The sequence below is a fragment of the Pectobacterium betavasculorum genome (genome assembly GCF_000749845.1).
In the GTDB taxonomy this organism is placed as follows: Bacteria; Pseudomonadota; Gammaproteobacteria; order Enterobacterales; family Enterobacteriaceae; genus Pectobacterium; species Pectobacterium betavasculorum.
This window is the reverse complement of sequence record NZ_JQHM01000003.1, coordinates 357,346-384,056: the sequence shown is the minus strand read 5'-3', so window position 1 is coordinate 384,056 and position 26,711 is coordinate 357,346. Positions and strand designations below refer to the sequence as shown.

25 protein-coding genes and 1 pseudogene are annotated in these 26,711 nt (G+C 52.1%); 10 read left to right on the top strand and 16 right to left on the bottom strand.

From position 1 onward, the window contains the following. Positions 1-211 precede the first annotated feature (211 nt). A complete protein-coding gene (gene ppa, locus KP22_RS11750) occupies positions 212-742 on the top strand; it encodes an inorganic diphosphatase (RefSeq protein WP_039306591.1) in 531 nt (176 codons plus the stop codon). A gap of 131 nt (positions 743-873) precedes the next feature. On the opposite strand, the gene KP22_RS11745 is transcribed toward ppa, so the two are convergent. Genes KP22_RS11745 through tamA form a run of 3 tightly spaced genes read right to left on the bottom strand, consistent with a single transcriptional unit; the run spans position 874 to position 6,976 of the window. Then, a complete protein-coding gene (locus tag KP22_RS11745; RefSeq protein WP_039306588.1) occupies positions 874-1,224 on the bottom strand; it encodes a gamma-glutamylcyclotransferase family protein in 351 nt (116 codons plus the stop codon). Between the two features lie 2 nt (positions 1,225-1,226). After that, positions 1,227-5,264, bottom strand: coding sequence for an autotransporter assembly complex protein TamB (gene tamB, locus KP22_RS11740; protein ID WP_039324413.1), 4,038 nt, complete (start codon positions 5,262-5,264; stop codon positions 1,227-1,229). Next, a complete protein-coding gene (gene tamA, locus KP22_RS11735; RefSeq protein ID WP_039306762.1) occupies positions 5,261-6,976 on the bottom strand; it encodes an autotransporter assembly complex protein TamA in 1,716 nt (571 codons plus the stop codon). The genes tamB and tamA overlap by 4 nt, the downstream gene beginning before the upstream one ends. Before the next feature lie 476 nt (positions 6,977-7,452). Between tamA and msrA the strand changes: the two genes are divergently transcribed. Both msrA and paeA read left to right on the top strand, forming a co-directional pair. After that, positions 7,453-8,091, top strand: a complete 639-nt coding sequence (gene msrA / locus KP22_RS11730) for a peptide-methionine (S)-S-oxide reductase MsrA (protein WP_039324411.1) — start codon at positions 7,453-7,455, stop codon at positions 8,089-8,091. Between the two features lie 170 nt (positions 8,092-8,261). Then, positions 8,262-9,587 (top strand): polyamine export protein PaeA, encoded by a 1,326-nt coding sequence (gene paeA, locus KP22_RS11725; protein ID WP_039306579.1) that lies wholly within the window; start codon positions 8,262-8,264, stop codon positions 9,585-9,587. A gap of 64 nt (positions 9,588-9,651) precedes the next feature. Here the strand turns inward: paeA and KP22_RS11720 are convergent, their stop codons facing one another. Further along, entirely contained in the window at positions 9,652-9,858 is a 207-nt protein-coding gene (locus KP22_RS11720; protein ID WP_005974755.1) for a DUF1107 domain-containing protein, read from the bottom strand. A 348-nt stretch (positions 9,859-10,206) separates the two neighbouring features. On the opposite strand from KP22_RS11720, the gene KP22_RS11715 reads away from it, so the two are divergent. After that, the gene (locus KP22_RS11715) at positions 10,207-10,785 is read left to right on the top strand and encodes a YtfJ family protein (RefSeq protein WP_039324409.1); all 579 of its coding nucleotides are present in this window, start codon (positions 10,207-10,209) and stop codon (positions 10,783-10,785) included. A 4-nt stretch (positions 10,786-10,789) separates the two neighbouring features. On the opposite strand, the gene cysQ is transcribed toward KP22_RS11715, so the two are convergent. Continuing rightward, on the bottom strand, positions 10,790-11,530 hold the full coding sequence (gene cysQ / locus KP22_RS11710; protein ID WP_039306575.1) for a 3'(2'),5'-bisphosphate nucleotidase CysQ: 741 nt from the start codon (positions 11,528-11,530) through the stop codon (positions 10,790-10,792). A gap of 328 nt (positions 11,531-11,858) precedes the next feature. Here cysQ and KP22_RS11705 point away from each other — a divergent pair, with 328 nt between their 5' ends. After that, positions 11,859-13,811, top strand: a complete 1,953-nt coding sequence (locus KP22_RS11705; protein WP_039324406.1) for a bifunctional 2',3'-cyclic-nucleotide 2'-phosphodiesterase/3'-nucleotidase — start codon at positions 11,859-11,861, stop codon at positions 13,809-13,811. Between the two features lie 171 nt (positions 13,812-13,982). Here the strand turns inward: KP22_RS11705 and KP22_RS11700 are convergent, their stop codons facing one another. Further along, positions 13,983-14,405 (bottom strand): DUF2502 domain-containing protein, encoded by a 423-nt coding sequence (locus tag KP22_RS11700; RefSeq protein ID WP_039306569.1) that lies wholly within the window; start codon positions 14,403-14,405, stop codon positions 13,983-13,985. A 294-nt stretch (positions 14,406-14,699) separates the two neighbouring features. On the opposite strand from KP22_RS11700, the gene ipdC reads away from it, so the two are divergent. Both ipdC and ytfE read left to right on the top strand, forming a co-directional pair. Beyond that, positions 14,700-16,367 carry an indolepyruvate decarboxylase gene (gene ipdC / locus KP22_RS11695; protein ID WP_039324403.1) on the top strand — a complete coding sequence of 556 codons (1,668 nt, stop codon included), beginning with the start codon at positions 14,700-14,702 and terminating at the stop codon, positions 16,365-16,367. 102 nt (positions 16,368-16,469) lie between these two features. After that, positions 16,470-17,135, top strand: a complete 666-nt coding sequence (gene ytfE, locus KP22_RS11690) for an iron-sulfur cluster repair protein YtfE (RefSeq protein ID WP_039306566.1) — start codon at positions 16,470-16,472, stop codon at positions 17,133-17,135. A gap of 89 nt (positions 17,136-17,224) precedes the next feature. On the opposite strand, the gene bamJ is transcribed toward ytfE, so the two are convergent. Next, complete coding sequence (bamJ, locus tag KP22_RS11685) at positions 17,225-17,845, bottom strand: BamJ family beta-barrel-assembly machinery protein (RefSeq protein WP_039306565.1); 621 nt, start codon at positions 17,843-17,845, stop codon at positions 17,225-17,227. A 401-nt stretch (positions 17,846-18,246) separates the two neighbouring features. Here bamJ and KP22_RS11680 point away from each other — a divergent pair, with 401 nt between their 5' ends. After that, on the top strand, positions 18,247-18,960 hold the full coding sequence (locus KP22_RS11680; protein ID WP_039306564.1) for a LysM-like peptidoglycan-binding domain-containing protein: 714 nt from the start codon (positions 18,247-18,249) through the stop codon (positions 18,958-18,960). Here KP22_RS11680 and KP22_RS11675 read toward each other — a convergent pair. The 6 genes from KP22_RS11675 to yjfP form a co-directional block, all read right to left on the bottom strand. Then, positions 18,957-19,319, bottom strand: a complete 363-nt coding sequence (locus KP22_RS11675) for a DUF488 domain-containing protein (RefSeq protein WP_039306562.1) — start codon at positions 19,317-19,319, stop codon at positions 18,957-18,959. The genes KP22_RS11680 and KP22_RS11675 overlap by 4 nt on opposite strands. Positions 19,320-19,448: 129 nt before the next feature. Continuing rightward, entirely contained in the window at positions 19,449-19,901 is a 453-nt protein-coding gene (gene rplI / locus KP22_RS11670; protein WP_039306559.1) for a 50S ribosomal protein L9, read from the bottom strand. Between the two features lie 41 nt (positions 19,902-19,942). Further along, positions 19,943-20,170, bottom strand: a complete 228-nt coding sequence (gene rpsR, locus KP22_RS11665) for a 30S ribosomal protein S18 (RefSeq protein WP_005974788.1) — start codon at positions 20,168-20,170, stop codon at positions 19,943-19,945. A 4-nt stretch (positions 20,171-20,174) separates the two neighbouring features. After that, positions 20,175-20,495, bottom strand: coding sequence for a primosomal replication protein N (gene priB, locus KP22_RS21735; protein WP_015841576.1), 321 nt, complete (start codon positions 20,493-20,495; stop codon positions 20,175-20,177). A gap of 5 nt (positions 20,496-20,500) precedes the next feature. Then, complete coding sequence (gene rpsF, locus KP22_RS11660; RefSeq protein WP_005974793.1) at positions 20,501-20,893, bottom strand: 30S ribosomal protein S6; 393 nt, start codon at positions 20,891-20,893, stop codon at positions 20,501-20,503. Between the two features lie 181 nt (positions 20,894-21,074). After that, a complete protein-coding gene (gene yjfP / locus KP22_RS11655; RefSeq protein ID WP_039324401.1) occupies positions 21,075-21,827 on the bottom strand; it encodes an esterase in 753 nt (250 codons plus the stop codon). 374 nt (positions 21,828-22,201) lie between these two features. Here yjfP and KP22_RS22775 point away from each other — a divergent pair. After that, positions 22,202-22,401: pseudogene (locus tag KP22_RS22775) on the top strand (RNA ligase RtcB family protein); the annotation flags it as partial. A 197-nt stretch (positions 22,402-22,598) separates the two neighbouring features. Beyond that, a complete protein-coding gene (bsmA, locus tag KP22_RS11650) occupies positions 22,599-22,907 on the top strand; it encodes a biofilm peroxide resistance protein BsmA (protein ID WP_039306555.1) in 309 nt (102 codons plus the stop codon). A 63-nt stretch (positions 22,908-22,970) separates the two neighbouring features. Here bsmA and KP22_RS11645 read toward each other — a convergent pair whose 3' ends face one another. From KP22_RS11645 to rnr, 3 genes are all read right to left on the bottom strand, one after another. Beyond that, a complete protein-coding gene (locus KP22_RS11645) occupies positions 22,971-23,369 on the bottom strand; it encodes a DUF350 domain-containing protein (RefSeq protein WP_039306553.1) in 399 nt (132 codons plus the stop codon). A gap of 23 nt (positions 23,370-23,392) precedes the next feature. Then, positions 23,393-24,127, bottom strand: coding sequence for a 23S rRNA (guanosine(2251)-2'-O)-methyltransferase RlmB (gene rlmB / locus KP22_RS11640; protein WP_039324399.1), 735 nt, complete (start codon positions 24,125-24,127; stop codon positions 23,393-23,395). Positions 24,128-24,227: 100 nt separating this feature from the next. Continuing rightward, positions 24,228-26,684: a ribonuclease R gene (rnr, locus tag KP22_RS11635; protein ID WP_039306549.1), complete on the bottom strand. Its 2,457-nt coding sequence runs from the start codon at positions 26,682-26,684 to the stop codon at positions 24,228-24,230. Positions 26,685-26,711 lie beyond the last annotated feature (27 nt).

Genomic DNA, 26,711 nt, shown 5'->3' with positions numbered 1-26,711 from the left:
GGAGAAATGCTCCACATAACGTGATCTCGATCATGCTCCTATCGGTAGCAAGCCTGCTTTCTTTAAAGAAACTTTAGTAATGAAAGTATTATTACTTAAACTGCTCACGCTAACGTATGGCACCTCAGTGCGCTAAAAGTCAGGGACATTAAACGCTTTTTGGCTATAATGACGGCCACGCTATTTCAGGTTTTAAGAGAAGGAAACTGACATGAGTCTGAACGATGTTCCAGCAGGTAAAGATCTGCCAGAAGATATCTATGTAGTGATTGAAATTCCCGCGAATGCCGATCCCATCAAATATGAAATTGATAAAGATACCGGTGCGCTGTTTGTAGACCGTTTCATGTCTACAGCTATGTTCTACCCATGCAACTATGGCTACATCAACCACACGCTGTCTCTGGATGGCGACCCGGTTGACGTACTGGTTCCAACCCCATATCCGTTGCAGCCTGGCTCAGTAATCCGCTGCCGTCCTGTTGGCGTGCTGAAAATGAGCGACGAAGCAGGCGAAGATGCCAAGCTGGTTGCCGTTCCGCACAGCAAACTGACCAAAGAATACGATCACATTAAAGACGTCAACGACCTGCCTGAACTGCTGCGTGCACAGATCGGCCACTTCTTTGAACACTACAAAGATTTGGAAAAAGGTAAATGGGTAAAAGTTGAAGGTTGGGATAACGCTGCGGCGGCAAAAACTGAAATCGTTGCTTCTTTCGAGCGCGCGAAAAACAAATAAGCGCTACGCGAGCCTATATTCCGTACGATCAAAAACACCGCTTTATGCGGTGTTTTTATTGTCAGCTTTAAACCACCTCTTCAAGAGGTGGATTTTTACTTCTGGAGATAATCACTTGATTGGACTCGGCCTCAAGCATCTTCTTCATTGCGCGTCAGCCAATCGCCGCTGGCAATACGCGTTAACCCTACAACAGAGTGTTTGTACAAATAGATCCATGCATTGCCCAGAGGGGTAGGAATCAACTCACGTTGGTATTCGTGACCATCCCGTTTTAGGGCATCCAATTCCGTCAGAATCGACGAACTAATACGATAGACCTCACAATGGATTTCTCCATTACCGGGTACGACTGCCGGATAATGGCCGAGATCGTACAGCTCAAACCCCGCGAGCTGACAATCCCCTAACCATTGCGCATTCGTCATCCAATGACTATTTCCCTGTTTGCGTCGTAAACTGCCGTAAACAATAATTCGCATCGCTAGAACTCAAACTGATAGAGCACATCTAGTGCCTGGCTGACACCAGACACCGCTTCCAAGTATAGCTTTGGCATCAGACGATAGCGCAGCGTTAACGTTGCCAAAGAATCGAATATGCCAACACCATATTTCACTTGCAGACCCGGAAGGACGTAGCCGCTGACGACAACCTGAGAATTATCGCCAACCCCCTGTGTATCCAGAGCTAAATTACTTACGCCAAAGGCCTCGCCGATTTTACCCACAACTTGACCACTTTGCGCAACCCCTAAACCAACTAACATTGAGGTCATTGCCGCGCTATCTGCTCCACCGCTGTCCAAACCTTCCCCACGCAACAGATAAGAAAGCGCTTCCTGCTGCGACATGGTCGGATCGGAGAACACTTCCAGCTTAGGCGTGGCGGCCATGCCGGTGACGCGCACCCCCGCGGTAACATCATCAGCCGTGTTGTCAGGGTTACGAACGGCTTCGATATTCAGGATCGGCTGATCCGGCGGACCGGAGAACAAAATCAGCCCTTTACGAACGATCAAATCCTGCCCATAGGCTTTAAAGCGGCCGGACGGAATATCGATCTGCCCGTTCAGCCCCAGTCCGCGCTCGTCCTGAACCATTTTTAGATCGCCCTGTAGACGAGCAGCCAATCCGAATGCTTCCAGCCGAACATCATTACCAACGCGAATCATCAGATTGCTATTAATCGGGATCGCAGCGCTGGCTTGCTTCAACGGCTGGCGCTGGGCATCTAGCATAACCTCGTCGGATGACACGGCCACCGCACTTTCTGGCATGTCATTGACGACAATACGCGCCCACGGAATACTGACCGATCCGTTTAACGCAAACAGCTGCGGCGTGGCCTCGAAAACAATATCCGGTGAAACATCTAATCGCGCCATAGGCGGAATCGTTACCCGCAACTTCTGGCCTTTCGCGGCAATTCGCGCCCGCCAGGCATCAGGCCGCGACCAGTCCGCGTTGCCACCGAGGTTCAACTGCCCGTTGTCCGTTTTCAGGAAACCTTGCAACGTTGACGACATCCCGCTGAAGTTCACCGCCAATCGCCCATTGATCAGGTCAACGGGCATCCAGTTGCCATCAATATCCAGCCGTTCCAGCACCATTTGGCCGAATAACTGAGGGCGAGCGACATCGCCCGCGAGACGCAGGTTCGCCTTCAGTATCCCTGCGACTTTTTCTCCTTTACTCAACGCAGGGTTAAGCAACGCCAGTGAAATATTGTTGATCGTGACGCTGCCACCGAGATTGCGTCGCCCTTGTGGATCGGTCACTTGAATATCACCACTGAAGCGCCCATTTTCCCGAATCGCCATCAGCCAACCAAGCTGTGCCCGACCACGATCGAGCCCGGCATTCAGCGTAAAGGTGTCGAAATCAATCGGCAGCGTATTGCCCTGAACTTGTTGGCGAACGCTTATGCCGTTCCCTACCAGCGATACCTTCGCCTGCGGTAAACCTTGTCCCGCCTGCCAGCTGACATCAGCCCCGCCGGTGAACGTCCCGGCCAGCACCGTATCTTCCGTCAGAAAAGGTTTCAACATGGCAAGATCGAAACGGTTTAGTCGAACACTCGCCTGTCCGCTCGGCCCAGCCTCAATTGCTTTCGGTACACAAAGTTCTGCGTTCGGATTACGCCAGCAGTGCGTTCCAATCGTGATTTTCTGTTGCGTATTCTGGTAATCCAGCGCCATATCCTGCGTCAGACGCCATTCCCCCACAGGGGTGTCGAAGCGGGTATTGTTGAGCGTGCCACGCCAGCGTTGCTCCTGACGATCGAAGCTGCCTGAGAGCGCTAACTGCCCTGCGACTGGTTCACCCTGCATGTTCAGCCGGAGCTGGTGCTGTTTCTCATTACCGCTGGCATCCAGCGTTAACAGTCTAATATTCAGGCCATCTTGCTTCAGCTCGTCAAGACGCACCTCAAGTTTGCCCTGAATCTGCTGCTCAGAGCGTACATCGCCTTCCACCTTCACCCGGCTAATCGTGATAGCCTGCCAGCGCAGCCCGGAAGCCGTGATATCCGCTAACATCTGCGGTTCACTCAGATTGCCGCGTAGTTTTAGTGTGCCGATGACTCGCCCCGCCAGGCCGGGCAACATACCATCCAAAGACGGTGCATTGATGTCCGCATCCAACTGCCATTTGTCGCTCAGGTCGCCTTTAACGTTCAATTGGTTACGACCTAACGCCAGATTCAGCCCAGGTATTGTCCACTGGCCCGCCGCGTTACCGCGCAGTTCACCTCTGGCCGTGAGCTTATTCGCTTTCACGTTACCGTCCAGACGCAGTTCAGGCACCTGCAATTGCCAGCTACCGCCATAGACGCTACCGCGAGTCGTCATTTTTCCGTCTATTTTCGCAGGCCATTCGGGCCACTGTTTCGCGGTGTTGATCCCGTTCAACAGCAACTCACTGCGCCAGCTGATCGCTTTACTCCAATCAATAAGCGCACTCAGATCGGCGTTGCCCTGCAACACTGCCAGCCGCAAGCGACTCAGTGTAAACTGCTGCTCGTTGCCTTTTCCATCCAGCAACAGCGTCGCGGGGGGAATGTCCGCACCGCTGAGATCGCCGCGCAGCGACAGCGCATAGTCGGTCGCTTTGCCATTAAAACGCAGCCTGACGTTGCTAGCCTGATACTGTGTTGCTCCCGTCAGAGGCCAGCGCACGCGCTCGGTTTTCAGCGTTAATGCCAGCGGCAGTCCGGCTTCCGCCAGTTGAGTTTGTAGATCTAACTGCGCACGCTGCGGCCCCGAGAGATTCAACGCCACATTCAGCTGTTCGCGCAGGCCGCCGTCGACCGACAGTTTCAGCTTTTCGCCCTTAAGGGGATCGACGTTCAACACGCCGTTCGCCGTCAGCGAGACGGGCCAGTTATCACTAAGCGTCGCCTCGCCGTGCACATTCAGTCCGCCCTGTGGCGATTGCACGATCAGCTTGTCCAAACGCAAATGCTGTTGTTGAGTCGATGCCTGCACGAACAGGTTATTAATCAAAATATCCTGATCGCCCGTCAGCCGCAGTTGTTCGCCATGAATTTCAACGATGTTCAGATCCAGCGGCAACGTGAACTGTGGCAAATCTGGCAGCAGCGGTTTAGAGAACAATTCGCTCAGGCGCTCACCCAGTGGCTGCTCAGGCTCTGCTGGCTTGTCAGATGTGCTATCCGTTTTTGGCGTCGATGCTGTCGGTATGGGTGTTGTCGCCGTGGCTGACGCGACCGTGTTATTTGCCTCTAGCACTTTATCGATTTGAAGCGTTTGCGAAGAGCCTTGCTCCGCCGCCTCACGTACGTTCGCCGCCGTTTCTTTGATGACAGATGCCATTTCTGCCGCCGTCACTTTGCCATCTTCCAGTACGTCTACAGGGGTTTTCGGCAAGGCCACCAACAGCGCACTAATTTTGGTCGGCAACAGCGTCAGCGCACGTCCTTCCCACTGCATTCCCGTACGGAATTCACCCAGAGAAATCGCTGTGTCATCAACGGTAACCTGAACACTGTTGAGCACCAATTGACGCAGAGAAATAGGGAAAGGAGCTGAGATTTCGGTGACTGGCTCTGAGGGCGGTGGTGGTTCAGCCGCCGCTGGCAGGGCTTTGGTATCCACAACGACATCAATGCGGTTCGCCGAGAGATCATTAATGCACAACTGGCTTTTGCGTAAACATCCCAGCGCGAGCGACAAATGAAATTCATCACTCTTTACCGTCACGCCCGGCATTTCGTAGCTGACATTTTTCAGCGTTAGATCGCGCCAACCACCGCTCACGCTGGCAATGTCGAGTCCCGGCACCACACGCGCGGCGGTATTAAGCAACAGATGCAGGCCCGGCGTGGTTCCCACCAGTAGCCCCAACCCAATAACGAGCAGCAATAAGAAGGCGACGATCCCAATACCTATCTTTTTCCACCAGCGCCCTTGCCGCGCCGGCGTTGTCGGCGCGTTATCCTGCGTGACGTTTTCCTCTGTCACCGGATCCTGTGCTCTCTTTTCGTTTTTATCATCCATCATAATTCAGGTCCCAGTGCGATATAGAACTGAACATCGTTCTTCTTCTCTTCATCGCCGATCGGCATGGCAACATCGAGTTTCACTGGGCCAATCGGCGAGGCCCAGCGTACACCAACGCCCGTGCCGGTCTTGAAGTTACTCTGTTTGATATCATTCACTGCTTCACCTGAATCAACAAAAACCGCGCCCCACCATTTTCCCGTCACATTGTATTGGTATTCTAGCGAACCGGTCGCCAGCTTGGACGCACCGATCAGTTTGCCGTCGCTGTCGCGAGGCGAAATAGATTTGTATTTATACCCACGGATGCTGCGATCGCCACCGGCAAAGAAACGCAGTGAGGGAGGGACACGGGAGAAATTATTAGTCTCAATCCAGCCCAGATTGCCACGCGCAACAAAGCGGTGTTTATCCGCCAGCGTGCGAATCCAGACGTTCTGCGCCTGAACCACGGCAAAATCGATGTCCGACCCCCAGGTCGTGTCGGAAATATCGATAGAGTAACGCTGCGTATCACCCCATACCGGCATCAACCCGCCGCGTTGACGAGTTCGGTTAATACTGACGCCTGGATAGATCAGCATCGTGGTATCCGTCACGCTCGCTTGAGTAAAGTGATCGAGACTCCAACGCAGGTTAATCGCCCGTTGCCAGCCGCTGGAGAGATCCCAGTAGCGAGCGACGTTTAGCGTCGTACCATCGGATTTGGTATCGTTGAGATCTTCGCGTTTAAAACCGCCTTGCAACAGGTAATACTGCTCAAGCGGGTTCTTCAGCAAGGGGATTTTGTAGCTAAAGTCGAGTGATTGCTCTGGCGCAGACACGCTCAGGCTACTTTCCAGACTATGGCCTCGTGAATTCACCCAAGGCTTATTCCACGTGGTTTTAAAACGTGGGCCAACATCCGTGGCATACCCCACCCCGGTTTCAATGCGATTGCGAGTCCGCGGCGTCACCACTGCATCCAGCGGCAAAATTTTGCTGCTTTTTGACTGTTCGAAATTGGGCGACACGACAACAGAATTAAACCACCCCGTCGCGGACAGACGGCGGTTTAACTCACCGAGATCCTCGCTGGTATAAGCATCGCCCTCATGAAACGGCACCAGATTTTGCAAATAGTCATCACGGATTTGTGCCCCCTGAAAATGAACGGCGCCGAAGCGATAACGTTCCCCGCTATCAAAATCGATATCCCAAAATGCCTCTCTCTCTTCCCGCATCACACCGAGCTGGCTTTGCTGAAAGCGCGCATCGAAATAGCCTTTACGTAGCGACAAACCGTTCAAACCACTTTTAAAGCGATCATAATCACTATGATTTAACACAGAACCCATTTCGGGGCGATCGTCTTTAACCAGTTGTTGATAGTCTTTATCGTCGTGCGCACCACCGCGCAGGGTAATGTTCACTCCGGCAATTTTTACCGGTTCACCGGGCGTAACCGTGGCAATCAAAACAGGACGTCCGCCATTAACCGCAGGCCGGAATTCAAAACCAATCTGGGGATCGTAATAGCCGAGCGCACGCAACCCCTGACGGATTGCTTCATCGACGCGCGAGCGGAAGCGTCCGTCGGCATTAACCTCATCGACCGCAATCGTGGATAAACGTGCTCGCACATTTTTTTGTAGCGGCCCTTCAAGCCCCATGACTTGCAGACGCACATTCGCCGCCTGACTCTCCGGAGACAGCATGAGCAGAGCGCACATCAGGCCAAGAAAACGGTATCGTGGCGCACCGTAGCCAGCAAAACTGCTTTTTTGTCCTGCTATGCCTTTTTGCCCGGTAACGCTTTTTTTTCCAATGAGACTGTTCTTTGAAGTGAAACGTCTTTTTGCAATGAAAATAGTCACTGAGCTCCCTGATAAATCGATCTGTCGCCTAAAACCTATAGCATGGCTTTTATTACTTCGCCTGCCGCGTTGACGGCAGTTTTTGTACGCTTACCTGACAATCCGTCACGTAGCGCTGAAATCTCCAATCAACTTTGCATGATATTAGTGATAAATACTAATTTTCTATCTTAAAAATAGATTTTCACCTGTAAAAATCAAAGTGCTGCATTACAGATGAACATTACCTTAACATTAAACACCATTAAGATATAAAGACAGCCCGAGTCTTCTTGGTTATGCTTTCCATGAAAGCGGGTTATTTACCCAGTCTGGCTGGAGTTAACAACGTGATGAATTCGATTGATAAGACGCATCGGATTACGCAATCCGATGCTTTACCGGGGCGTACCACCCCCATGCCGGTCGCCAGGCTGCATGTCGTGCATGAACATTCCATGACGCATGTGCCAGACCACATGTCTGTCGCTATTTTTGCGATGGGCTGCTTCTGGGGCGCAGAGCGTTTGTTCTGGCAACAGCCGGGCATCTACAGCACCGCGGCGGGTTATATCGGTGGCTACACGCCCAATCCGACCTACCGTGAAGTGTGCAGTGGGCAAACCGACCACGCCGAAGCAGTACGTGTCGTTTTTGACCCTGCGATTATCAGCTACGGTCAGTTGCTGCAACTGTTCTGGGAAAATCACGACCCCGCGCAGGGCATGCGTCAGGGCGGTGATATCGGTAGCCAGTATCGCTCAGCCATTTACACACTCACACCCGAGCAGGAACAGGCCGCGCAGGAGAGTCTTCAGCGCTTTCAGTTGGCGATGAGAGATAACGGCGACGGTCGCGCCATCAGCACAGAAATCGAGTCTGCCGGCCCGTTCTATTATGCGGAAGACGAGCACCAACAATACCTGTACAAGAACCCGAACGGCTACTGTGGGTTAGGCGGCATCGGTGTCTGTCTGCCACCTCAGCGTTGACCACTGGCGGTAATTTCACCGCTCCTGCTATAATGCCCCGAACCGGGCCAATCCTCGCCCGGTTTTGACCTTCAATAATGATCATAATGTGTTCACTTTTATGTGTTCACCTTTCTGAGGATCGCTGCGTCAATCTCGGCTCATGCGAAAACTTACCTAAAGTAAAAACTATGTTAAACAGTCTATTACTGATTCTTTTTCTTATTGCCATCAGTGCGTTTTTCTCGATGTCGGAGATCTCGCTGGCGGCGTCTCGTAAAATTAAACTCAAACTGATGGCTGATGAGGGAAATATCAACGCCAATCTGGTGCTCAAGTTGCAGGAAACGCCGGGCATCTTCTTTACCGTGATTCAAATTGGCGTCAACGCTGTCGCTATTCTGGCTGGTATCATCGGCGATGCGGCCTTTTCTCCTACCTTCTCCATACTGTTTGAACGCTTTATGTCACCCGAATCCGCAGATAAAGTCAGTTTCATCTGCTCATTTGTCCTTGTCACTAGCCTGTTCATTCTGTTTGGCGATCTCACCCCGAAACGCATTGGTATGATTGCGCCGGAAACCGTAGCGGTCCGCATAATCAACCCCATGCGCTTCTGCCTGTTCCTTTTCCGCCCACTGGTCTGGGTATTTAATGGCTTGGCTAACGTCATTTTTCGCCTGCTCAAGCTGCCGATGGTGCGTAAGGATGACATCACGTCCGATGACATTTACGCTGTGGTGGAAGCCGGTGCGCTAGCTGGCGTACTGCGTAAGCAGGAACATGAACTGATCGAGAACGTGTTTGAGCTGGAATCCCGCACCGTGCCTTCTTCCATGACCTCGCGTGAAAGTGTGGTTTACTTCGATCTGCGCGAGCACGAAGACAGCATTAAGGAAAAAATTGCCCAGCAGCCACACTCAAAGTTTCTGGTTTGCGATGGCACGATTGATCAGATCGTCGGCTACGTGGATTCCAAAGACCTGCTAATTAGAGTGCTGGGAAACCAGAGCCTGACGCTGAGCAGCGGCGTGCAGATTCGTCCAGCGCTGATCGTACCGGATACGCTGACGCTGTCCGAAGCGTTGGAAAGTTTCAAAACAGCGGGCGAAGATTTCGCGGTGATCCTGAACGAATACGCGCTGATCGTCGGCATCATCACCCTTAATGATGTGATGACGACACTGATGGGCGATCTCGTCGGTCAGGGAATGGAAGAGCAGATTGTGGCGCGTGATGAGAATTCATGGCTGGTTGAAGGCGGTACGCCAATAGAAGACGTGATGCGAGCGCTGAATATTGATGATTTCCCACACTCCGGCAACTACGAAACCATCGGCGGATTCATGATGTATACGCTACGGAAAATCCCGAAACGTACCGATGCCGTGCGCTTCTCAGGCTATAAATTTGAGGTGGTGGATATCGACAGCTACAAGATTGATCAGTTGCTGGTGACACGTCTGGAAGATCGTCCGATTATCGCATCAAGCACGAAGGTTGATAGCACAGACTAACCGTTACTCTGGCAAAGCATGCTAACAAACCAGAACGGCCCGCTATGGGCCGTTTCTTTATCGCTTATCCCATCTCAGCTTGAAGCCGGATGACCTGGCGATTCACTTCGGACATCACCAGAAGATGCTGCTTATCCTGTTTCTTTGGCAATAGAATTTTGCCGTAGTCGAACTCAAAAGCACCAACCCCTTTTATGTACAGCCGCCCGCGAAACAGAGTTTTCACATATTTGGCGACTTTCAAAGGATTGTAACGTTCGAAAATCCTCATCGTTTTACTCTCCCGTTTTATTTTTCTACGCTCACCCTTTTGCCAACATGGCTGAGGTTCTGGAGCGCTAATGAGATAACGGATACTGCTAGTTAGTACTGTAAAACGGCATTTAGTTCCCCACTATTCAGTATTCTTAACTGCTTTTACAGATTTTTACAGAACAGTGTTTAAGTAAACCCTTAATCATCAGTATAAACCTTCAAAAATAAGGGTTTTGTGCACTCGGGCACAAACCGTTTTATCACGCAGCAGGACAGACCAGTTTCCTGAATCTACGCTTACTCCATGGCCTGACATTTTTCATAATAGACATCGCATCAGGCCACCCACACTGAAGGAAACACCATGATAAAAATACGCCACCTGCTCCTCGCGCTCTCTATCACTCCCTTATTGGGGCTTATTTCGCTCCCCGCCTCGGCACATACGCTGGTACTCAACCAATCGGTTCCACCGGTCGGTGTCGCGGACAGAGGAGAACTTCAGTACCTTAATAATCAGTTTAGTTATAAAAACTGGAACAGCGCGCAATTGCCCGGAAAAGTTCGGGTGATACAACACATCGCTGGCCGCACCTCGGCAAAGGAGATGAATGATCCCCTCATCTCCGCGCTGAAGGCCGCTAACCTACCGCATGATTATTACCAAACGACGACAATCGTGAATACCGACGATTCCATCATCGGCACCAGCATGTTTGTGCGCAGTAGCCTAGAGGACAATAAGAAAGCCTTTCCGTGGTCGCAATTTATTGTCGATAGCAACGGCAACGTGCGCAAAGCCTGGCAGTTACAGCCGCAAAGCTCGGCTATCACGGTGCTCGACAAACAAGGGAAAATCCGTTTCGTGAAAGATGGCGCGTTGAGCGGGCAAGACGTGCAGCAGGTCATGTCCCTGCTGCGTCAGTTGCTGGAAGAGAAATAACGGGCTAGAACAGGGAAACGCGAAAACCGGGGTTGAGGAAGGATTCACGTGGCGTATAAGACAGAGGTTGCCCCTGCCAATCGTGAATCTGTGCCCCGGCGGCTACCGCCACCGCATGGCCCGCCGCCGTATCCCAAATGTTAGTTGGCCCGAAGCGGGGGTAAAGCTGCGCGCCGCCTTCTGCCACCAGACAAAATTTTAGCGATGACCCGATTGCCACCGTCTGATGCTCGCCCAGTTGGCTAAGATAATCTTTTAGTTCACTATCGGCATGAGAGCGGCTGACCACCACCAGCGGTGGATGCGCCTGCTTCACCGAAATTTGCCGACGCTGGCCGTTTTCTTCTTTCCAGGCTTTGCCATCCGCCGCGGAATACATCACGCCCGTGACTGGCACATAAACCACCCCTAGCACGGCCTGGCCGTTTTCGATCAGCGCAATATTGACCGTAAATTCGCCGTTGCGGTTGAGGAACTCTTTAGTACCATCCAGTGGATCGACCAGCCAATAGCGCTGCCAGTGCCGTCGAACCTCCCACTCAGGCGGATCCTCCTCTGACAGCAAAGGAATATCAGGAAACTCTGCCGCCAGCCCGTTCTTAATGACGCGATGAGCCGCCAGATCGGCGGCGGTCACTGGCGAATCATCTTCCTTGTGCGCAACATCCACAGGATGCTGGCCATCGTAAACCTGCATAATAGCAGCACCGGCGTCACGGGCCAGTTGGCAAATAGGTTCTAGCATAATCTACCTCGTCGTTATCGGTTGCGCGTAATGCAGACTTCATCTCTGTCATTCATTATATACCCCAAATAATTCGAGTTGCAGGAAGGCGGCAAGAGAGGGAATCCCGATGAGCTTACTCAAGTAAGTGATTCGGGTGAGTGAACGCAGCCAACGCACATGCAGCTTGAAGTATTACGGGTATACATCTGTGAGGCAATCTACGATTATCGCCATTACAGATGTCATCCTCAGAATTTAGAGACGATAATCACTTTAACTTCATCATGATATGAAAGACACCCCGATCGCCTCACGCGTCGACAATTACCGCACAAGGAGTTACGCAATGAAGCATTCACTGGCACTCAGCCTGCTTGCTACGCTGGTCGCCACGACCGTTCATGCCGCTACCGTTGATTTACGGGTATTGGAAACCACCGATCTGCACAGCAATATGATGGATTTCGATTACTACAAGGATACGCCAACCGATAAATTTGGTCTGGTACGCACCGCCAGCCTGATTCACGCCGCGCGCGAACAGGCCACCAACAGCGTGCTGGTCGATAACGGCGATTTGATCCAAGGCAGTCCGCTAGGCGACTACATGGCAGCAAAGGGACTAAAGGCTGGCGATGTACACCCGGTTTATCAGGCGATGAACACGCTGGATTATTCCGTCGGCAATATCGGTAACCACGAATTCAACTATGGCTTGGACTATCTGCACAAGGCGCTGTCAGGCGCGAAATTCCCGTATGTGAATGCTAACGTGCTGGATGCCAAAACAGGTACACCGCTGTTTACGCCTTATCACATTGAAAACAAATCGGTTAAAGATCGCGATGGCAAACAGCATACCCTGCGCATCGGCTATATTGGCTTCGTCCCACCGCAAGTGATGGTATGGGATAAAGCCAATCTGACGGGAAAAGTCACCGTGGAAGACATCACGGAGAGTGCCAAAAAATGGGTGCCGGAAATGCGTAAACAAGGTGCCGATCTGGTGATTGTTATCCCCCACTCCGGCCTGTCCGCCGAACCGTATAAAGCCATGGCAGAAAACTCTGTTTATTACCTCAGCCAAATTCCTGGGGTTGATGCCATCATGTTCGGCCATGCTCACGCCGTTTTCCCCAGCAGTGACTTTGCCAACATCAAAGGCGCGGATATCAAACAGGGAACGCTTAACGGCGTGCCTGCCGTAATGCCGGGACAGTGGGGTGACCATCTCGGCGTCGTCGATTTCACGCTGAATAACGACAGCGGCGCGTGGAAGGTGGAACATGCGAAAGCAGAAGCCAGACCAATCTATGACAAAGCGCAGAAGAAATCACTGGCTGCGGAAGACGACAAGCTGGTGAAAGTGCTCTCCGCTGCGCATAAGGACACGCGCGAGTTCGTCAGCAAGCCAATCGGTAAATCTGCTGACAACATGTATAGCTACCTGTCGCTGATTCAGGACGATCCAACCGTGCAGATCGTCAACAACGCTCAGCGTGCCTATGTTGAGCACTTTATTCAGGGCGATCCCGATCTGGCCGATCTGCCAGTACTTTCTGCCGCTGCGCCGTTTAAAGCCGGTGGACGCAAAAACGATCCGTCCAGCTATGTTGAAGTAGAAAAAGGCCAGCTCACTTTTCGCAACGCCGCCGATTTGTACCTCTACCCGAATACGCTGGTGGTGGTGAAAGTCAACGGACAGCAGGTACAGGAGTGGCTGGAGTGCTCTGCGGGTCAGTTCAGACAAATCGATCCGAGCAAGCGTGAACCGCAATTCCTACTCAACTGGGACGGCTTCCGTACCTATAACTTCGACGTGATCGATGGCGTCAGTTATCAGATTGATGTCACGCAACCTGCCCGCTATGACAGCGAGTGCGCGTTAATCAACGATAAATCGCGCCGTATCAAAGCGCTCACGTTTAACGGCAAACCGATCGATCCCAAAGCAACCTTCCTGATCGCCACCAATAACTATCGCGCCTACGGCGAGAAATTTGCCGGTACGGGTGAAAAGTATGTGGCCTTTGCATCGCCGGATGAAAACCGTTCCGTGCTGGCGGCTTACATCAGTGCAGAAACGCAAAAGTCGGGAGAAGTGAAGCCGCAGGCGGACAACAACTGGCATCTGGCACCTATCGTCAGCGATACACCGCTGGACATCCGCTTTGAAACATCACCGTCAGAGAAAGCCACCGCGTTCATTAAAGAGAAAGCGCAGTATCCAATGACATCCCTCGGTAATGATGAAACGGGCTTTGCGGTTTACCGCCTCGACCTGCAACACGCTAAATAAGTGTTAAACGCTATTTAGCGCAGGCTCCTGCTTTGGTGGGAGCCTGAAAAGCGCCGCCCTTTCGCGGCGCTCAGACCATTGACAAACCTATTTACTGAATGAAAACGAGAGTAACGGAATAGAAGAGTAAAGCGTCCGCGCCAGGGATAGCGCGGCGCATTTTTTATCTGGCTAGTCGCGGAAAGACCCTCGCCCATTGCGATAGTCTCCATTTCCTCGCTCATGTCCACGTCTATCCCAATCACCGCGACGCGGACCGCGATCGTCAACGTAACGAGGGCGATCAAAACGGCGCTTGTCATAATCACGTCTGTCGCGCTGGCTCTCACGCCACCATCGGGCATCGCGCCAGCGCCAGCCATCCCAATAGTAACCGTGTCGATTACGTTCACCACGGTGGTAACCCCGGTGCTCCTGCCACCAGCGCTCGCTGCGCCAGTCATAGCCATCCCAGTAATTACCTCGCCTGTCACGATCGCCGATATTCAGAGTCACTCCAGGCATCAAATCAATACTGATACCATCCGCTTCTGCTACCGGCATTATCGCAAACATTCCCACAAACAGCGTACTGATGATGAGTGGCTTAAACATAGGCTAACTCCTTGCTCACCGCGACTGCGGCCTGGCAAAGATATACCGGGAATTCCTGGGTGCCACTATCAGATAAATACGCATTTTCCTGATTTTACCGTTCTTAACGTTTCGCTAACGCTCATGCACGCTATTCATCAGCGCGTCATTTATTCATTAATAAATTTAATATAAAAACCCCAAAAATCACAGAGTCAAGTATTAGCCATAGGGAATAAATATTAGAAACATTCACCTTAAGGCTAATACTTAATCTTAGAACATCCGTCATTCATATTCATAGAGGGAACAGCAATGAGCAAAAACTATACGGTAGGCGATTATTTACTGGATCGCCTGACACAGATCGGTATCCAGCATCTCTTTGGCGTACCGGGTGATTACAACCTACATTTTCTCGATCATGTCATTAGGAACCCAGATATTACATGGGTTGGCTGCGCGAACGAGTTAAACGCAGCCTACGCCGCCGATGGCTATGCGCGATGTCGCCAGGCTGCGGCGCTGCTCACCACCTTCGGCGTCGGTGAACTCAGTGCGATTAACGGTATTGCAGGCAGCTACGCGGAATGCCTACCCGTCATTCATATTGCCGCTGTGCCCTGTCTCGCTTCGCAGCGTAATGGCGAATTACTCCATCACACATTGGGAGACGGTGACTTTCACCACTTTTCCCGCATGGCGGCAGAAGTCACCGTTGCCCAAGCCAGCCTCACCGCCGAAAACGCAACCGTAGAGATCGACAGAGTCATTGGAGAAGCGCTCGCCCAACAGAAACCGGTATACCTGTTTCTGCCAGTGGACGTAGCGGCAGCATCTGTCAGCGCACGCCCCTATCCGCTCGTTATCCCTGAACCATTACGCTCTGATGATTCACTACACGCCTTTACCACCGCAGCCACTCATATGCTGAGTCAGGCAAAATCAGTCTCGTTGCTGGCAGATTTTCTGGCTCAGCGCTTTAGCGTCGCGAGGCAAATTCAGCACTGGCTTGATAAAACACCGCTTCCCCACGCCACCTTGCTGATGGGCAAAGGTACGCTAAACGAACAGCACCGTAGTTTTACCGGAACCTACTCAGGCGGTGGCAGTCACGAAGCGATCCGAGCGAACATTGAAGATGCCGATGCCATAATCAGTATCGGCGTTCGCTATACCGATACGACCACCAGCGGTTTTAGCCATCAGATTCCGATCGAAAAAAATATCGATATTCAGCCAACGTTGGCTCGCGTAGGGAATCAGGTTTTCCCCTCCATTCCGATGTCAGACGCTGTAGCAGCGCTGGAAAAAATCACCGAGACACTCGCTGCCCGTTGGGATCACCGCATCATTACGCCTCCGGCTTTACCGCAATCGGAATATAAAAGCGCACTCAGCCAGCGCGAATTTTGGCAACAGATGCAACGTTTCCTCCGCCCTGACGATATCCTCGTGACCGATCAAGGTACCTCTTGTTTTGGTGCCGCGATGCTCCGGCTACCTGCGGGTTGTCATTTCATCGTCCAACCGCTGTGGGGATCGATAGGCTATTCTTTACCAGCCGCATTCGGCGCACAGATTGCCGAACCAGAAAGACGCGTGGTTCTGTTGATCGGCGATGGTTCGCTTCAGCTCACTGTACAAGAGCTCGGTTCTATCATTCGGGATCGCTTGAATATGGTCATTATGGTGCTGAATAACCAAGGCTACACCGTCGAACGCGCTATTCACGGGCCGGAACAGCGCTATAACGATATTGCGGCCTGGAACTGGACACAGCTTCCCGCCGCGCTGGGCGCGGATGAAAACGAGATACTCTGTGAACAGGTGTGCTCACCGGCAGCACTCGCGCAGGTGCTTGAGCAGGTGAACGCCGCGTCTCGCTTCTCGCTCATTGAGGTGGTATTGCCGAGAATGGATATTCCCGCGCTCTTACACACCATCGCGCAGTCGCTTGAGACCCGCAATACCGTGCAGTAGAACGGCATACTTTTTACCGCCTACCTCGTAAGCGGTATATTCAACGATTAAAGATGCATTTAAAATACAATTTATAAACTGCATTCGTTGAGAGGCATCATCATGGCATACCGCGATCAATCTCTGGGTGAGCTGGCTATCGCTATTCCGCGCGCAACCAAACTCTTTCGTGAACTGAATCTGGATTTCTGCTGCGGCGGAAAACAAACGCTAAGCCGCGCTGCGGGCAAAAAAGATCTGAATATCGATGAGCTGGAAGCGCAGTTAGAAAGACTAGCCGCACAGCCTTCTGACGCACGAGACTGGCGTGAAGCACCGCTGGCTGACATTATCGCGCACATCATCCCCCGTTTTCATGACCGCCACCGTGAACAACTGCCGGAACTGATTCTGATGGCAAAAAAAGTCGAGCGCGTGCATCAAGACAAAGCAGACTGTCCGCACGGTCTCGCAAATCAACTGACCACCATCTATAACGAGCTGTCTCAGCACATGATGAAAGAAGAGCGTATTCTCTTCCCAATGATCGGTCAGGGAATGGGCGCGAATGCTGCCGCACCGATTTCAGTGATGGAGCATGAGCACGATGACGCCGGGCGTGATGTGGAAGTGATTAAAGAGCTGACCAACGGCGTCATACCGCCGGAAGGTGCCTGCAACACCTGGCGTGCACTGTATTCTGGTATCAACGAATTCATTACCGATCTGATGGAACACATCCATCTGGAAAATAATTTGCTGTTCCCACGTGCGCTGCGCGGTGAGTAATGTCGTTTCGATAACAAATAAGAAAGTCAGTAAAACCATTCAGTAAAAACAACAAAGGCGCTCAATGAGCGCCTTTTTCTGTCTGTAACTTACAGAATTTCCAGCAGTTCCACTTCAAAAATCAGTGCGCTGAACGGCGGAATGGAAGCACCCGCACCACGTTCACCATACGCCAGATTATGTGGAATATAGAGCTCCCATTTGGAACCGACCGGCATCAGCGTTAACGCCTCAATCCAGCCTGGGATCACGCCGCTTACCGGGAATTCAGCAGGTTGCCCACGCTGTACGGAGCTATCAAACACGCTGCCGTCAGTCAGGCGACCAGTATAATGTACACGCACACGATCCTGACGAGCCGGGATCGCACCTTCACCCTGAGTCAACACGCGGAATTGCAAACCAGATTCCGTGCTGTTCACTCCTTCTTTTTGTGCGTTTTCAGCCAGGAACTGTTGGCCTTCTACCGCCAGCTCTTGCTGACGATCGCGACGCACCGCATCAGCACGCTCATGAATTTCACGCAGCGCACGATGAACCACATCCACAGGCACCGCTGGCGCATTACCTTCCAGCGCATCGCGCAGACCCGCAAGCAGAGCTTCTGGGATCAGACCTTCAAGACCTGATTCCTGTAACTGTTGACCAACTTGTAAGCCGATGCCGTAACTTGCCTGCGCTTCGACGCTATCAAAAGAAGGAGTTGTCATGGATGTTCCTTTTAATCTGTAAAAAACTGAAAGCGCAGCATAACAGCGACAGGGATTGGGGTAAAATCCTGTGTGCAGGTAATCACGTTAACCGCACGCCAGCCAAACCATTACGGGAAGCTGGCCTATACTGATAGTTCTGATGTTTCTGGCGTACGGCTTGCCTTAATCATCAACGCGTTAACTGGTCAGTTAATGCAGATTATCGGTATACTGGATTGCGTTATTATCCTGATACGGTTTTTATGCCGACGCGGCCTGGTTACTGGTCTAGCGTGGTTTGGTATAGCATGGTAATCGCATCATTTTTATCTGATGCAGTTTTTACACTGGCACTGTTCTTTATGCTGATGTTTTTATTCTGACTGTTTTTATTCTGAATTGTAGTAAGAGAGGTCACCATGGGCAGAATTGCGCCCAGGAAGCGGAAAACCACCTGGGATTATCAAACGCTAGTACGCTTCTGCCAGCGAATTATCCAGCGGCAGCCCTCAAATGCTGTAGCGGTAGAAAACGACGAGGAGCACGAAGAGCAGGAGCGTCAGTCTCCCCCTTCCCTGCGTGAGCGTATTGGTGTCTCGCTACGAAAAGTCTGGCATCTGCCTGACGGCTACCATTGGATGGAACCGTTGCCTCCCCTCCATCGTCGCTGGATTTTAATCGTCATCGCTCTGCTGTTGATCGTGCTGCTCTGGCCTTACAGTGCGCAACATTCGCAGCCAGCCCATACCACACCGGTTCCTCTTACCCAGGCGGATAATCAAGCGGCGATGCAGGCCGTGATTATTGAAAACCAGCCTTCAACACCACAGCATCAGTCTGTCACGCCCCCGCCTCCGACGCAGTCATCCGCGCCATGGCGGCAGTATGAGATCGCCGCGGGGCAAACACTGGCGCAGCTCTTTCGTGATAATAATCTGCCCGTCAGCGATGTGTTCGCTATGGCACAAGTGGAAGGCAGGGATAAGCCACTCAGCAATTTACGGGCGGGTCAGGAAGTCAAATTACAGTTGAATGCACAAGGCATGATCGCGGAGCTGGAAATCGAAACGACGGCAAACCAGACGATTCGGTTCACCCGCGGTGCGGATGGCGCGTTCACCCGCACACGCTAACAAGCCAGTCGTTCCAATAGAAAGTCGCGCAGGACGATAGCATGGTTGTGCTGCGCGTCTTTGCTGCCATAAAGCAGCGTGATTGCCTGCTTCTGTTCAAGTAACGCCAACAGCCTGCCGCACGCCGAGCCCTGCGTTAACTCATTACGATAATAATCCACAAATTCCGACCAGCGTTCAGGTTCGGCGTGAAACCATTTCCGCAACTCGTTGCTCGGCGCGATGTCTTTAAACCACTCAACGCCCTCCAGACGCGCTTTGCTGATCCCACGCGGCCACAGACGGTCAATCAGAAAAGTGGGGGAAGAGAAAGGGGCGTGAGCGTCATAAACACGGGTGAGATGAATCAAGTCAGACATGCGGCCTCCGGCCTGCTTTTTAGGTATAGGTAATGATAGGTCATTTCCCGATCCCTAAAATGCAAAACGCTGGCACAAGGCCAGCGTTTCACATGTTAACTAAAGTGTTAATTCAACGATAAAGGTGAATTACGCTTCAGCAACAACAACGACATTCAGTTCAGCAAAGACATCGCTGTGTACCTGGAAGCTTACTACGTGCTCACCCAGAGTACGCAGAACGCCGTTCGGCAGGCGAACGTCGCTCTTAGCAATGTCAACACCGGCAGCCGTTACCGCATCAGCGATATCGCGAGTACCGATGGAACCAAACAGTTTACCTTCGTCGCCTGCTTTAGACGCGATGGTAACGCTACCCAGTTCTTTGATCTTGGCAGCGCGAGCTTCAGCAGCAGCCAGAACGTCAGCCAGTTTGGCTTCCAGTTCAGCACGCCGTGCTTCGAAGAACTCAACGTTTTTCTTGGTTGCCGGGACAGCTTTGCCCTGTGGCACCAGGAAGTTACGAGCATAGCCCGCTTTAACGTTTACCTGATCACCCAGGCTGCCCAGGTTTGCTACTTTATCAAGCAGAATAACTTGCATTACTTTATCCTCTCAAAGTCTCGTTAATGGACAGTGGCCGATTACTGATGACGATCAGTGTACGGCAACAAAGACAAGTAACGCGCACGCTTGATAGCGCGGGCCAGCTGACGCTGGTATTTTGCACGAGTACCGGTGATACGGCTCGGAACAATCTTGCCGCTTTCAGTGATATAGTTTTTCAGCGTAGCGATATCTTTATAATCAATCTCTACAACGCCTTCCGCGGTGAAACGGCAGAATTTGCGACGACGGAAATAACGTGCCATGTGGCTAGTCTCCAGAATCTATCAATTCAATCTGCTCGGCATGTAACACTATCTTGCTCAGACCATTGCGCCCTTGATGGCAGCTAATGAATCCATGCACGGTAAGTTGCGTGCCGACCGTTATACTGTGGGTAACTGCTTGTGACGAGAGTCCACTGACAATCACGGGCATACGACACCATGCTTGCCGACTTAATCCGGCTTCCTCCTGTGTCGAGCGGTGCTCAAGCACAAACTGACAGTGAGGAATACCTGACGGACTGACTTTACGAATGGGCGTCTTACACACTGTGCCGGACAACACCAGACGATTCACCGTCACCACAACAATTACTCTTCAGAATCCCCTGCATCCACATCATCGCCAGCTTCAGCGAAATCTTCACGACGCTCACGGCGTTCGTCTTTCGCTTTCACCATTGGAGATGCTTCAGTTACCGCGTGCTTAACGCGCATAACCATGCTGCGGATAACGGCATCGTTAAAGCGGAAGTTTGTTTCCAGCTCATCGATCGCTTCCTGCGGCGCTTCAACGTTCAGCAGAACGTAGTGAGCTTTGTGCAGTTTGTTGATCGGGTAAGCCAGCTGACGGCGGCCCCAGTCTTCCAGACGGTGGATCGTGCCCTGCGCACCAGTGATGGTAGCAGTGTAGCGCTCGATCATGCCCGGAACCTGTTCGCTCTGGTCAGGATGAACCATAAATACGATTTCGTAATGACGCATCGAATTGCTCCTTACGGATTATTCAGCCTCCTGTCTGGGTCAACCGCGGCCCGTGGAGGCAAGGAACGTGTATGTGTGCGGCTGAAAAAATGACGCGTAAGTATAGTGCCCGACATTAAAGAACACAAGGAAGAAACACAGGAGTTTTCTACGTTGTGATATTTACAGAATCAACGTGGAATTACAGCGTCCGCTTGAAGAAATCAGCTCCCGCCTGCAACGCCGTCGGCGTAATACGATGCGCCACACCCGGCTCGGTCAGAAACGTCAGATTGGCGAGTGTACCGCGCGCCTGTAGTGCCTGATGGAGACGTGCACTTTCTGCCGCTGGCACGACATCATCCGCCTCGCCATGCCACACAAGCAGCGGCCGATTGGACAGCGCATCCAGACGCGTGATGACATCATAATCAGCCAGTTTGGTCGCTAATGCCTGCAATACCGCCTTATTTTCCTCACGATCGGCCGGAACCGGAGGAAATAGCGTTGATGACAACGTGGAGAAATAGCCGGAGCCCATAAATGCAGCCACCGCAGTAATCCAGGGATAGCGAGCCATGCACCCGAGCGCGCTCATTCCCCCAAGCGACGCACCGCAAACGCCAACACGTTCGCCGTCGATCAGGCCGCGCTGCCGATATTCCTCGACATAGCCAGGAAGTTCTCCAATGTTCGATTGCAGAATGTCCCAGAAATGACGCAGCCGGTGCGCTTCATCCCCGTCATATCTTGCACCATGCATTGCCGCATCGGTCAAAATCACCCGAAACCCAGCCTGAGCCAGCGCATAGCCAAAATACGAGTACACCTCTTTAGACGACATGTAACCATGGTAGAAAAAAATCGTCGGTAGAGGCTGTTCCCTTCTTCCCACAGGCGCCGCGTGGATCGCTTCAATACCGCTGCCGAGTTTATCCAGTGACATTTCAACCATCAGCCCCTCCTTAGATACGAGTCACCTCATCTGAGCTCATTCTTTATTCTATGAAAACACAAAAATAACGTTGTTCAATGCAAATAACAGAAATGAATATTTGTACTTTGTGATTGCACATTGAAACATAGTGCCGTTGCGGATAGGTAAAGGCATACTTCCCGCAAGACAAGCGTATTACGCTGTGGCCATCACTTGAGTATTATGCCGGCGTTTCCCCCACCCCACTGACAAAGGAGACGACATCATGACAACAATTACTCTGATTCTTTGCAGGACACCTCGGGATAATTCCGCATTCTTTTCCGCTTTGCGTTATCCCCCCAGTTGTAGCCTGCCTCACCCTATTTTTAAATTGATCAGCAGGATGATCTATAGGCAATGCTATTCGCTCGATTTCGGCGCGCGTCAGTGTGATCGCGACGGAAAATACCTGGATTGAAGATAAAGCAACAGCTCCAAATTACATCACAACTTCCCGATATGGTACGTGTGGCCGGTATGCCAGATTTGCATCCGGGTCGTGGTTACCCCATCGGTGCCGCTTTTTTCACAACAGCGCTTCTATCCGGCGTTCCATCATCAGATAGAACGCAGCAATCCGGTAAAAGTTTTCAAGGGCGAAGATTTTACGCCAGTCACCTCGCGTTAACCTCAACTAACGGGTGGGCATCTCATTGCCTGCTGTTAGTTTCCCTCTTACTAAAGAGAGTGCCGTCATCCCAATGATAGCGATACACTCTCGCTACCTATTCCTATCTGGCTGAAGCGATGAATATCGTGCGGATACTTTTCTTACCTTTAATACTGATACTGTCTGGCTGTCAGCTCATACAAGGGAAGCCTGTCGCGGCACCTCCACCTGCGGAGCACGCACTCGAAATTCGTTACGCGCAAACCAGCCAGTTAGAAAAAATGGGTACGATCTCCGCTACCGTACGCGGGAATGGGGACGACGCAGAGCGAGCCATTCAACAAAAAGCTGATACCTCTGGCGCGCACTATTATGTGATTGTACTGAAATCCGAGGCCGCAACACTCCCTGGTTTGTGGTCCGCACGAGCCGTGCTGTATCGTTGAATCCGCAGGATATAATGTAAAAAAATACCGGGAAGATTCCCGGTATCATCATGCTGAGACAGATTAATACGACATACACGCCGCATTCAGGATCCCACCGCTAAGCGAAGCGGCACAAAGGAAGGCACCAGAGGCAATATCGTTATTCTGGATATGCTGGCTGAGACGCGGCATATACAGACGCACAGCAAAATAGATCAGCAATTGGACCACCAGCGCAACCGCACCCCAGGTGATGTAATCCACCAGACTCACCGAATTAATCGCCGCACTGGAAAGTGGGATCACATAGCCAATCAACGCCCCACCAAACCCAATCGCTGCTGTGCCGTTGTTTTTTTTAATTAACGCCCATTCATCATGCGGCGTAACGCGGGTGTAGATAAATAAAAAGGCTAGCACCATGGCAAACCCGATAAAGAAATAGGATGCAAACGCTAACAACGCATTGAGTATCGGCATAAGTTCCTCTTAATAGATAAAATTCATCCGCCACGCTGGCGAACGGCTTCAAACAAACACACGCCAGTAGCAACAGACACATTCAATGAAGTCACGCTGCCCGCCATCGGAATGCTGATTAATTCGTCACAGTGCTCACGGGTCAGACGACGCATCCCTTCCCCTTCCGCGCCCATCACCAGCGCCAACGGCCCGATCAGTTTACTTTGGTACAGTGTATGATCCGCTTCACCCGCCGTGCCGACGATCCAGATATTACGCTCCTGCAACAGGCGCATCGTACGAGCCAGATTGGTCACGCAGATAACCGGTACGGTTTCTGCCGCGCCACAGGCCACTTTCTTCACCGTCGCATTCAACTGCGCAGAACGATCGCGCGGCACAATCACCGCATGTACGCCGGCGCCATCCGCATTACGCAGGCAAGCGCCCAGGTTATGTGGATCGGTCACGCCGTCCAATATCAACAGGAAAGGCGTTTCAAGATGGTCTAACATAGCAGGCAGATCGTTTTCCTGATATTTCCGCCCTTCTTTGACCTTCGCTACGATCCCCTGATGCACCGCGTCTTCAGCCTGCTTATCCAGCCATTGCCGATTGGCCACTTGAATAACGATGCCCTGTGCTTCCAGCTCGGCAATGACGGGTTGAAGGCGACGATCGTCACGTCCCTTCAGAACAAAGACTTCCAGAAAACGCTGTGGATCACGCTCAAGCAGTGCCTTAACCGCGTGGATACCGTAAATAATTTCGCTCATTAATACTCTTCAAATTAACCATAACAGGCAGAACCTGTTCATTAGAGATAGAGGTTACCCACGTCCCCTCTTCACCGAGGAGACGTGGGGTTAGCTAACCTTACTCAGCGGACTTTTTCTTCGCGCGTTTAGCCTTGGTAGCAGCGGCGATTTTACGCGTTTTTTCCGCGTTCTTTTGCGCTTTATCGCGGTTCTTTTTCGGCTTCACTTTTGGTTTATCCGACGTCGCGTTGCGATCGCCTTCTTTGCGGAATGCGGCATCCGGCTCAAAGTTTGCGGCAGCTTTGCTTGGGCTACGACGGCGTCGGCTTGGCTTAGCCTCACGCGAATCTGGCTTCTTCGTACGATCACGTGCCGTTTTACCTTCACCGCGCACCTTACGAGTACTGGAGATCAACGCAAAATCAATGTTGCGCTCGTCCATATGCACGGCTTCAACGCGGATTTCCACTTCATCCCCCAGGCGATAAACCTGCCCACGCGATTCGCCAATCAGTCGCTGACCGATATTATCGTAGCGATAGTAGTCATTATCCAGCGTGGAAACATGCACCAGCCCATCGATAAACAGATCTTTCAGGCGCACGAAGAAACCAAAACCGGTCACACTGGCGATAATCCCCGTAAAGACTTCGCCAACGTGATCCTGCATAAAGTCGCACTTCAGCCAATCCGCGACGTCACGCGTTGCTTCATCCGCACGACGCTCCGTCATCGAGCAGTGCATGCCTAGCTGTAGCATCTCGTTAATGTCGCTATGCCAGCCGCCCGTTGACGTCCAGCGCTCATGACGGTCGCTCAACAGATACTTAATAGCACGGTGCAGCGACAGGTCAGGATAACGACGAATTGGCGACGTGAAGTGGCCGTAAGACGTTAATGCCAGTCCGAAGTGTCCCCGGTTTTCCGGGTCATAAATCGCCTGTTTCATTGAACGCAGCAGCATAGTTTGCAGCATTTCCCGATCGGGACGGTCAGCCAACTCATTCATCAATTCTGCGTAATCTTTCGGCTGTGGCTTCATTCCGCCTTTCAGCGTCAGACCCAGCTCGCCCAGCACGCTGCGCAGGGCTAATACATGGTCTTCGCTCGGTTGATCGTGTACGCGGAACAGTGCGGGCTCTTCGTTCTTCTCCACAAATTTCGCAGCGGAGATATTCGCCAGAATCATGCACTCTTCAATCAGCTTGTGCGCATCGTTACGCACCACCGCTTCCACACGGTCGATACGGCGTTCGGCATTGAAAATAAACTTCGCTTCTTCGGTTTCAAACGCGATGCCGCCACGTACTTCACGCGCATGTTCAAGCGCTTTGTACATGTGGTGTAGCTCTTCCAGCCCGCCCACCAGCGGCTTGTAGTGCTCACGTAGCTCAGCATCGCCTTGCAGAATATTCCACACCTTGGTGTAGGTCAGACGCGCGTGTGAGCTCATCACCGCTTCATAAAACTTGTAAGACGACAGCTTGCCCTGCGAGGAGACGGTCATTTCACAGACCATGCACAGGCGATCGACCTGCGGGTTGAGCGAACACAATCCGTTCGACAACACTTCCGGCAGCATCGGTACCACCTGCGACGGGAAATATACCGACGTGCCACGCGCCCGCGCTTCATGGTCGAGCGGCGTATTCGGCCGAACGTAATAACTCACGTCCGCAATCGCAACCCATAAGCGCCAGCCACCGCCACGTTTCTGCTCACAGTACACGGCGTCATCGAAATCGCGGGCATCTTCGCCGTCAATCGTGACCAGCGGCAGCTTACGCAGATCCACACGGCCTTTTTTCGCGGCTTCCGGCACCTCTTCGGAAAGATCCTTCACCTGCTCTTCCACTTGCGATGGCCAGGTGTGCGGAATATCGTGGGTACGCAGGGCGATATCTACCGCCAGCCCGGTGCCCATGTTGTCACCGAGGATCTCGACAATCTTACCGACCGCTTTCGTGCGGCGCGTTGCACGTTGCGTCAGTTCAACCACCACAACGAAGCCCATGCGAGCACCGTTAATTTCTTCTTTCGGGATTAGGATATCAAAGCTCAGGCGGCTATCATCCGGTACCACGAACCCGACACCGGCATCGACAAAATAGCGGCCGACAATTTGTCCGGTACGTGGTTCCAGCACGCGTACAATGCGCCCTTCGCGACGACCTTTACGATCGGCACCCAGCGGCTGTGCCAGCACCACATCGCCGTGAATCGCCCGTTTCATCTCTTCAGCCGACAGATAAAGATCGTCTTTACGGCCTTCTACACGCAGGAAGCCGAAGCCATCGCGGTGACCAATCACCGTGCCACGCAGCAAATCGAGCTTCTCCGGCAACGCATAGCATTGGCGGCGGGTAAAAATAAGCTGACCGTCACGCTCCATTGCACGCAGACGACGGCGCAGCGCTTCGAGGGCTTCTTCTCCGGTTAATTGCAGATCGGCGGCTAATTCTTCCCGGCTAATCGGGGTATCGCGCTTGGCGATGTGCGCCAAAATATATTCACGACTGGGGATGGGGGATTCGTATTTTTCTGCTTCTCGTTCCAGGAATGGATCTTGTGACATTGTGGTTCCTCCGTTGTCATCAGCAGG

Excerpts from the sequence above, each read along its gene's own strand:
- ipdC (WP_039324403.1), top strand. The coding sequence starts at position 14,700 with ATGAGCAAAAACTATACGGTAGGCGATTATTTACTGGATCGCCTGACA.
- rplI (WP_039306559.1), bottom strand. The coding sequence starts at position 19,901 with ATGCAAGTTATTCTGCTTGATAAAGTAGCAAACCTGGGCAGCCTGGGT.
- cysQ (WP_039306575.1), bottom strand. The coding sequence starts at position 11,530 with ATGCTAGAACCTATTTGCCAACTGGCCCGTGACGCCGGTGCTGCTATT.
- rlmB (WP_039324399.1), bottom strand. The coding sequence starts at position 24,127 with ATGAGCGAAATTATTTACGGTATCCACGCGGTTAAGGCACTGCTTGAG.
- ytfE (WP_039306566.1), top strand. The coding sequence starts at position 16,470 with ATGGCATACCGCGATCAATCTCTGGGTGAGCTGGCTATCGCTATTCCG.
- KP22_RS11700 (WP_039306569.1), bottom strand. The coding sequence starts at position 14,405 with ATGTTTAAGCCACTCATCATCAGTACGCTGTTTGTGGGAATGTTTGCG.
- KP22_RS11745 (WP_039306588.1), bottom strand. The coding sequence starts at position 1,224 with ATGCGAATTATTGTTTACGGCAGTTTACGACGCAAACAGGGAAATAGT.
- KP22_RS11720 (WP_005974755.1), bottom strand. The coding sequence starts at position 9,858 with ATGAGGATTTTCGAACGTTACAATCCTTTGAAAGTCGCCAAATATGTG.
- KP22_RS11680 (WP_039306564.1), top strand. The coding sequence starts at position 18,247 with ATGGGCAGAATTGCGCCCAGGAAGCGGAAAACCACCTGGGATTATCAA.
- tamB (WP_039324413.1), bottom strand. The coding sequence starts at position 5,264 with ATGATGGATGATAAAAACGAAAAGAGAGCACAGGATCCGGTGACAGAG.
- rpsR (WP_005974788.1), bottom strand. The coding sequence starts at position 20,170 with ATGGCACGTTATTTCCGTCGTCGCAAATTCTGCCGTTTCACCGCGGAA.
- KP22_RS11645 (WP_039306553.1), bottom strand. The coding sequence starts at position 23,369 with ATGCCGATACTCAATGCGTTGTTAGCGTTTGCATCCTATTTCTTTATC.
- paeA (WP_039306579.1), top strand. The coding sequence starts at position 8,262 with ATGTTAAACAGTCTATTACTGATTCTTTTTCTTATTGCCATCAGTGCG.
- tamA (WP_039306762.1), bottom strand. The coding sequence starts at position 6,976 with ATGTGCGCTCTGCTCATGCTGTCTCCGGAGAGTCAGGCGGCGAATGTG.
- rnr (WP_039306549.1), bottom strand. The coding sequence starts at position 26,684 with ATGTCACAAGATCCATTCCTGGAACGAGAAGCAGAAAAATACGAATCC.
- KP22_RS11715 (WP_039324409.1), top strand. The coding sequence starts at position 10,207 with ATGATAAAAATACGCCACCTGCTCCTCGCGCTCTCTATCACTCCCTTA.
- bsmA (WP_039306555.1), top strand. The coding sequence starts at position 22,599 with ATGAATATCGTGCGGATACTTTTCTTACCTTTAATACTGATACTGTCT.
- rpsF (WP_005974793.1), bottom strand. The coding sequence starts at position 20,893 with ATGCGTCATTACGAAATCGTATTTATGGTTCATCCTGACCAGAGCGAA.
- msrA (WP_039324411.1), top strand. The coding sequence starts at position 7,453 with ATGAATTCGATTGATAAGACGCATCGGATTACGCAATCCGATGCTTTA.
- KP22_RS11675 (WP_039306562.1), bottom strand. The coding sequence starts at position 19,319 with ATGTCTGACTTGATTCATCTCACCCGTGTTTATGACGCTCACGCCCCT.
- ppa (WP_039306591.1), top strand. The coding sequence starts at position 212 with ATGAGTCTGAACGATGTTCCAGCAGGTAAAGATCTGCCAGAAGATATC.
- yjfP (WP_039324401.1), bottom strand. The coding sequence starts at position 21,827 with ATGGTTGAAATGTCACTGGATAAACTCGGCAGCGGTATTGAAGCGATC.
- bamJ (WP_039306565.1), bottom strand. The coding sequence starts at position 17,845 with ATGACAACTCCTTCTTTTGATAGCGTCGAAGCGCAGGCAAGTTACGGC.
- KP22_RS11705 (WP_039324406.1), top strand. The coding sequence starts at position 11,859 with ATGAAGCATTCACTGGCACTCAGCCTGCTTGCTACGCTGGTCGCCACG.